This is a genomic window from Nocardiopsis nanhaiensis, from assembly GCF_054778635.1.
Window position 1 is genome coordinate 1 of the sequence record NZ_BAAGZJ010000144.1, and the last position, 7,622, is coordinate 7,622.

Sequence of the window (7,622 nt, forward strand, 5' to 3'; positions counted from 1 at the left end):
CCTTCGGCTGGTCAGGACCGGGCGACCCCTTCGAGCGCATCACCGCCCCCACCCGTACCCAGCTTCTGCGCCTGCTCGCCTTCCGCCACCTGGGCGTCAACCCCAAAAAGCCCGGCGGTCCCATGCCGCCCGGCGGTCCCATGCCGCCCACCGCCTGAACGGGCGCCCTCAGACCACACACCCGCCACGGAAGGCAAGGCATGGCCACCACCACGACCGACACCCGGCTGCGACCGGTGCTGAACGCACCCCGGGGCCACCGCTTCTCCCGCCCCGGCTCCGCCCTCCGGACGGAACCCCGCCCTACGGCCCCGCGTCCCGCGCAGTCCCGGACCGAGTCGCACACGGACCGCCGGGAACGGCTCTTGCGCCAGATGCAGGACAACCCCCGGGTCGCCTACATGCTCGAACACGGCACCGTCCCCCACTGGGTCACCGTCGCCCGCCAACAGCGGGAACAAGCCGAGAGGGAAGCCGAACGGGCCCTGGTAACCGACGAAACCCGGGAGGCCTCCGAGCCCCAGCCCGAGTCTCTGTCCGGGCCCTCGCCGGTGTTCCGCCCTGCCGCCCGGGGCCGCCACCGCGCCCCGCGCCGCTGGTGGGCCTGGCCCGCCCTCGCCCTGAGCACAGCCCTGCTCATGGGAAACACGGCGGTGGAAACGGTAGGCGCGGCAGCCGTCCGGACCGGAGCACTGCCGCTCTAACGACCAGCACAAGGGGACGCTACCGACGCCCCTAGCGGTGCGGGCTGGGACCCGCACCGCTAGGCTGCTCCGTGGCCCGTCCCCTGCCTGGAAACGCCCCCTTGGAACCGCTGCACCCCGACGATCCCCGGGAGCTGGGGAGCTACCGCCTGCTGCGCCGTGTCGGCGAGGGCGGCATGGGCGTCGTGTTCCTCGCGGTCGCGGCCGACGGCCAAGGGGACGACCTGGCGGCGGTGAAGGCCATCCGGCCCGAGTACGCCGGGGACCGGGAGTTCCGCGCGCGGTTCGCCAGCGAGGTGGACCTCGCCCGCCGTGTCCGGGGGCCCTACACAGCACGGGTCCTGGCCGCCGACGCCGAGGGTCGGCAGCCCTGGCTGGCCACCGAGTACGTCCCCGGCCCCGAACTGGACGACGCGGTGCGGGACGGCGGCGTCTTCCCGGAGGACTCCCTGCGCGCCCTGGCCGCGGGGCTCGCCGAGGCGCTGTCCGCCATTCACGGGGTCGGGCTCATCCACCGCGACCTCAAGCCCTCCAACGTCCTGCTGTCCCAGCGCGGCCCCCAGGTCATCGACTTCGGTATCGCCCGTGCCGCCGACGCCACCGCGCTCACCCGCACCGGGCAGACCCTCGGCACCCCCGGGTACATGTCTCCCGAGCAGGCCACGGGGGCCTACGTGGGCCCGCGCAGCGACCTGTTCGCCTTCGGCGGCGTGCTGCTGTTCGCCGCCACCGGGCGCCAGCCCTTCGGCACCGGCAACGCCTCGGCACTGCTCTACCGGGTGGTCAACGAGAGCCCCGACCTGAGCGGGGTCCCCGACGGCCTGCTCCCCCTGGTCACCGCCTGCCTGGCCAAGGACCCGGGCGACCGGCCCGACCTGGCGACGGTGTCGGCCGAACTGACCGGAACGGCGCTGCCGGTGGACGGGGAGGGAACCACCGAGTGGCTGCCGCAGGCGGTGGCCACCAAGCTCCTGCACACGATGGCCGCGACACGGATCACCCCGACCGGCGCCCTGAACCAGGAGCCCACATCGGAGGAGGAACTTCCAAGCGAGGAAGCGCCACCGGCCGAGGAACCCGCGCCGGAGGAGGCGGTTAGGAGCGAGGAACCCTCGCCGGACGAAACAGCCGTTGTGGCTGAGGAACCCACTCCGAAAGAGGCCCTTTCGGACGAGAGGGGATCCCCGGAGGACACCTCGCAGAACGGCTCGGAGAGTGTCCCGCCCCCGGACCCCGCACGGACCGTCGAACATGGACCCGGCCAAGTTCCCGAACCCTCCTCCACACCGCGATCGGGGCCGGGGTGGCTCTGGGGTGCGGCCGCCGCCGCAGTGCTGGTGGTCGTAATCGCCCTAGTGACTGAGCCCGAGGGCGGAACGGCGCCGTCAGCCGGGTCTGCCCCGGGTAGCTACGCGGATACCGAAAGCACCCCGTCAGCCAGCGCCTCCCCTTCGGCAAGCCCGACAGACGACTCGGAAGACGTCCGCGTGGCGAACATCCGGGACACCGCCTTCCTGGGCGACACCGGTCGCTTCGCCGTCCTGGCCACGGCTGGTGTGGACGTCTTCGAGACGGGCGAGCCCGAACCAGTCGAACGGCTCACCGACCGCAGCGAGAGCTTCACGTTCTCCTACTCCGAACTGGCCACGACCGCCGACGGTTCCCGGCTGGCCTCCAAAGCAGTGAAGTCGGCCAACGACGGTATAGCCACGATCCACGTGTGGGACCTGGAGGGGGACGAACCGGAGCGGCACATCGTTGAGATGCCCGATGCCGGTGACGGCGGGCAGTTCGCGCTCTCCCCCGACGGGGGAAATCTGTACTTCGGCGACAATTCCGCAGACAGCAACTCGGTGCGGGCCTTCGATGTCGGTTCCGGCGAGGAACTCTACAGCGCCGACATCCCGGAGGAGCCGCGGCTCGGAAGTCTGAGCGACCGTGCCGTGCAGGGAAGCATCAACGGCGTGGGCACTTCCGCGGACGGAGAGCTGCTGGTCGCCGCCCTGGACACGGGAATCGCGGTGTGGGATGCGGCCACCGGAGAGGCGCACCCCGCCTACCCAGAGCTGCGGCAGTGGGAGGGGGAACTCTACAGTCCCCCCGCGATCGCCGGTGATGTCGTGGTCACCAACACGTCCGATTCCCTGCAGCTGTGGGACATCCGTTCCGACGGGGACCCGGAGGAGTTGCCGCTGGCCCCCGAGGACGTCAGGGAGAACGTGCGGGTTCAGGCGGTCTCCTTGACCACGGACGGGGACATGATCGCCGCCGCTGGTCGCAACAACGACCGCAACCGGGGTTTCCTCAAGGTCTGGGACCGCGAAGGAGAGGCCTTGGCCGAAGGAGACCCCGGCCAGGAGTACCACTCCGTCAGTATTGCCCCCGGCGGCGACGGCGTCCTCGCCTCCTTCTACGGGCTCGACGAGCAAGGACCGGAGGAGTTCGTACTGCTGGACGAGGACCTGGCCGCCGAAGAGGAGTACACGGTCCCAAGCCTCTGACACCGAAACTGACTCCAGGCCGGACGCACCGGCGCGGTCACGCCCAGGCGGCGGGGTCGGACCCCCAGCGGGTGGTGGGAGCGGCCCATCCCTCCGGAGCCCCCTCGTAGCGGACCGGCGAGACCGCGTGGCGCAGGCGCCCGTAGGGGGACGGGGTCTCGGTCAGCCAGGCAGCGGCTTCGTACGCGCCCTCCCCCGCCGGCTGCGGGGTGATGCCGTGCAGCAGCCAGTCGGCGGTGCCGGCCAGCGAGAAGCGCAGGATACGGCCGCGGCCGTCGTCCTGGCGCTCGGTGAGCGCCCGCAGGACCCCCGCGGCCAGCAGGTAGCCGGTCCCGTGGTCCAGTGCCTGCGCGGGGAGGGCGCCGGGACGTCCGTCCGCCCCGGCCTCGATCGACGCGATCCCGCTCGCCGCCTGTACGAGGCTGTCGAACCCCCGCCGCCCCACCCAGGGCCCCGACCACCCCCATGCGCACAGCTGGGCGACGACCAGTCCGGGACGGCGGGCGACCAGTTCCTCCGCTGCGAGCCCGCGGCGGTCGAGGGCACCGGGCCGGTAGCCGGTCACCACCGCGTCGGCGGAGTCGAGCAGCGCCTCGAAAGTGCTCCGCCCCTCCGCCGAATCCAGGTCCACGAGGGCGGAGCGCTTGCCCAGCCCGGTGTCGGTGTGGCTGTCCAGGTCCTCCGGGAGGCCGGGCGAGTCCACGCGCAGCACGTCCGCGCCCAGGAACGCGAGCGTCCGGGTGGCGACCGGCCCGGCGATGACCCTGGTCAGGTCCAGGACCCGTACCCCGGCGGCGGGTAGGGAGGCCGGAGGCAGGCGGCGGCCCCCGTTCGCGCCGGACGCCTCGGACTCGGCCAGCGGGAGTCCCGCCGTGACGGAGTCCGCGCCCGACCCGGGTCCGGGACTGCTACCGGGTTCAGGGGCCACGGCCACCGCCAGACCGGCGGCGGCGTAGACCTTCTCCTGGACCTCCCGTGCGGGGAGCGCGGCCAGCACCTCGGCGAGCCGGTCCGGGCCCGTGCGGTCGCCCAGCCCCAGCGCGGCCAGCAGCCGGGCCCTGTGGTGCGGATAGTTGGCGTGGGTGCGCACCCACCCGTCGGAGGCCTTCCAGAACCCCGACAGGGGCGCGAAGGGCGTGGGTTCGCGACCGTCCACCAGCAGGTGCCGTTCACTGATGAACGCGGTGGCCACGGCGCCCTCGTCGACGCGTACCTCAGGCACCGGTCCACCAGCCCGTACGGCCAGCAGCTCGGCCGCAGCCAGGGAGCACGCCCCGACCGTGGCCCGGGCCAGCTCCCGCGTCGGCAGCGCTGAGGGAAGCACTTCCCCGGCGCCCCGGTAGGAGACCTTCGCGGTCAGGTCCGCGGACCCGCCGACCGCCTGCCATGCCTGGGCCGTAGCCGCATCGGTAGTGCTCACCATGCGGCCATGCTGCCAAACGGCCTACGGCCGGCACTTCAACGGGTCCACGGTGCGAACCGTCGCCCTATCCGTTGCTTTGACTGTCGGTGGGCGCTGGCAGACTTCTGCGTATGCAGTTGCCCCTCCCCACTGACCCCGCCGCGTCCACCCTGTACCTGGACTGGGTCCGGGCCAACGCACCCGAATGCGAGCCCCAGGCCCTCGACCTGCTCCAGCAGCTCGACGAGCGCACGAGTCAGCTACCCCTGAAGGCCGAGTACGTCGCGGCCGCCATGACGGGCGCCCGCAAGCGGGTCGGCCTGCCCGCCGCGCACCAGCCCTGGATCCACGACACCGTCGCGCACCGGCTGCTCGGCTCCGACGGCAAAGAAGCGGCCGCCGCCTACCTGGAGGCGCGCGAGCTGGAGTCGGAGGGCGGGCTCGCGCGAGATCCACACCACACGGTGGAGAACGCCCTCCTTCTCGCCCGCCACGGTGTACTGCCCGCCGCGGAGGTCCGCGCCCACCGGCAGCGCCTGGCCGAACTCCACACCGCCGAGGAAGCGCACCGGGAGTTCGTCCGCTTCCTGGACGCCTGGGCCGCAGGCGGCGCGGTGGCCACGGCCAAGATCAGAGCCCCCCAACAGCGGGCTTCGGTGGGTGTGGCCCCGCCGGCCAACCTGACCGCCCAGATCCGTGCCTCGGTGAAGACCCTGGGCCTGGGCAAGGAGGCGGTCGGGGAGGAGGTCTCCCGCGTCCTCGGCCGCTACCTTGCCGCCGCACGGGGCAACCCCGTCCCGGACGGGCTGCTGAAACAGGCGGAGGCGGTCTTCGCCAAGGCCGGGCCCGCACCGGAGCACCGGGCGGGGATGGCCGTTCTCTTCCCCACCGCAGTCACCGACGGCGCGGCCTGGCTGCGCCTGCTGGAGAGTACCGGCATCGCCGACGCCATGGCCGACGGCGGGATCGTCCCCGAAGGCGGCTACGCCGCCTGGGTCTCCGAGTTCCACCACATGTACAGCTCCTATTGGACGCGCGGCGCGGTGGGGGTCCAGGCCCTCCCCGAGGAGCTGTTCACCCTGTTCCCGCGCCTGGTCCCGAGACTGCGCGAGGAAGGCGCCCCCGTCCGCCTGTTCCAGAACAGGTACATGCACAACCCGGTGAACGGTCGGCTGCTGATCGCCTGCGACGACCACCGCATCCCGGTGGAGGCCCCCGAGGAGAAGGCGCGGCGGATCCGGACGGAGGTCCGCCGGGTCCGGATATCCCGGCACTCGCCCCTGCCCGACGCCGTCCAGGCGGTCGAGCGGCGGATCGAGCGGCTGCGGGGCACGCCGCTGGGCGAGACCGAACTCGAGCTGGCCAGGCTCGACCTGCAACTCACCCACCTCGAGATGGGCGGCATGGACGGGCTCCACGAGTCCCTGTCCGAGACCCGCATGGCCGAGCCGCTGGCCCGCACCCTGCGCTTCGGCGTCCCCGCCGAGTACACATGGCCCGCCTTCGAGGAAGCCGTCGAGGAGATCGGGGCCCGCCCGGGCGGCATCCTCGGTATGACCTCCACCTGGCCGGTCCTCACGGTCTACGGCCGCGACGCCGCGGTCGCCGTGGACCACCGGGGGCGGCGCGGCTCCTGCGAGTACTCCCTGCCGGAGGAGGCAGCGGCCCACGCCGTGCACCACGTGGGCGGCGACTTCCTCGTCACCTGGCACCCCGCCGACGAGTGGGAGCCCTGGGATTGGCGACAGCCGCGGGCGTTCTGGTGTTCGGCCCCCGACGACACGTTCAAGACCGACAGCGACGTCGGCCTCTTCCATACGGGCACGGCACACCGGTACGACCTCGGGCTGGTCCTTGAGGCCCCGGACGGGGGCCGCTACAACAGCGGGGGCATCCTGCGCCCCGGGGACCGGACCGGAATCACCTACGGGAGCGACCACGCAACCGACGGCACCCGGGTGTGGGCCGACGGGGCCGAATGGGCGCACGGTGCCATGGAACTGGACCCGGCCACCGGCACCGCGCTCGCACGCTCCAACCCCGGGTTCCTCACCCCCGACCCGCGCCTGGACTACGTGGACATGCTGGACACCCGCCTGCACCTGGCCCGCCTCCCCGAAGGGGTGCCGGACTCGCCGCTGGGCGCCACGGACGGGCTCACGGGCGCCCGCGTCGTGTGGCTCGGCCCCGGGGCAGAGGGCGACCTCAACGCCGAGCGGGCCCTGGAGGGAACCGACGGCCGCCGAGCCCCGATCCCCAAGCACCGGGACCTGAAGTACTGGGGTGTCCTGCGCATGCCCGACAACCCCTCCGAGGGACTGCTCGCCTACCGCTGGCAGGCGGGGCACACCGTGCTCCAGGCCCGTGACACCGCCGACGACACCCTGCTCTGGGAGACCTGGGCCTACCCGAAGGGCGGGCTGAAGAACCTCGACCTCGTGGGACGGCGGCCCCTCGTACCGCCGCCCGCCTACTGGCACTTCCTCTCCCCGCGCGACCCGGAGGCCAGCCGTGCGCTCCGGAAACTGGACACCGGCACCGCACGCCAGCTCATCGAGGCCGCGCTCTCGGCGCCCCTTCCCGAGGACCCCGCCCCGGACGTGGCCCTGCCCGAGGTCGCCGAGCAGGTGGACCGGGCCCGCACGGCGGCCGTCCGCGGGGTCCTGCCCGGCCTGCTGCCCGGACTCACCGGCCCCGTCGCCGACGGCGTGGTGTGGGCGGTGCTGTGGGCCGTCGAACTGCAGCTCAAGGTGGCGGGGATGGCCGACCGCACCGCCCGTGTCCGCTCCGCGGCACTGCCGCTGCCCGCCCAGGAGACCATCGACTGGGACCTGGCCGGCGCGGTGTCCGGCCTGGTGCCCGAAGACGCGTTCACGTTCGGCTTCCCCCAGTACGCGGGCATGATCACGTCCCTCGCCGCCGACGGTGCCCGGCTCGGCGGCCGGATCGGCGAGGCGGACCGGCGGCTGGGCCCGCCCGGGGCCCCGGCCGCGCCCTGGACCCGCTTCTTCGGCG

The 7,622-nt window shown here is 73.1% G+C and carries 3 protein-coding genes and 1 pseudogene; 3 read left to right on the forward strand and 1 reads right to left on the reverse strand.

Going from position 1 to position 7,622, the window contains the following annotated elements; all coding sequences use genetic code 11:
* The first annotated feature begins 200 nt into the window (after positions 1-200).
* Positions 201-704 carry a hypothetical protein gene (locus ACYVD1_RS33990; RefSeq protein WP_460778589.1) on the forward strand — a complete coding sequence of 168 codons (504 nt, stop codon included), beginning with the start codon at positions 201-203 and terminating at the stop codon, positions 702-704.
* A 101-nt stretch (positions 705-805) separates the two neighbouring features.
* Positions 806-3,205 (forward strand): WD40 repeat domain-containing serine/threonine protein kinase, encoded by a 2,400-nt coding sequence (locus ACYVD1_RS33995; protein ID WP_460778590.1) that lies wholly within the window; start codon positions 806-808, stop codon positions 3,203-3,205.
* A gap of 37 nt (positions 3,206-3,242) precedes the next feature.
* On the opposite strand, the gene ACYVD1_RS34000 is transcribed toward ACYVD1_RS33995, so the two are convergent.
* The gene (locus ACYVD1_RS34000; protein WP_460778591.1) at positions 3,243-4,628 is read right to left on the reverse strand and encodes a CoA transferase; all 1,386 of its coding nucleotides are present in this window, start codon (positions 4,626-4,628) and stop codon (positions 3,243-3,245) included.
* Between the two features lie 110 nt (positions 4,629-4,738).
* Between ACYVD1_RS34000 and ACYVD1_RS34005 the strand changes: the two are divergent.
* Positions 4,739-7,622: pseudogene (locus ACYVD1_RS34005) on the forward strand (hypothetical protein); the annotation flags it as partial.

Coding starts and splice junctions, on each gene's coding strand:
- ACYVD1_RS33990 (WP_460778589.1), top strand. CDS start 201: ATGGCCACCACCACGACCGACACCCGGCTGCGACCGGTGCTGAACGCA.
- ACYVD1_RS34000 (WP_460778591.1), bottom strand. CDS start 4,628: ATGGTGAGCACTACCGATGCGGCTACGGCCCAGGCATGGCAGGCGGTC.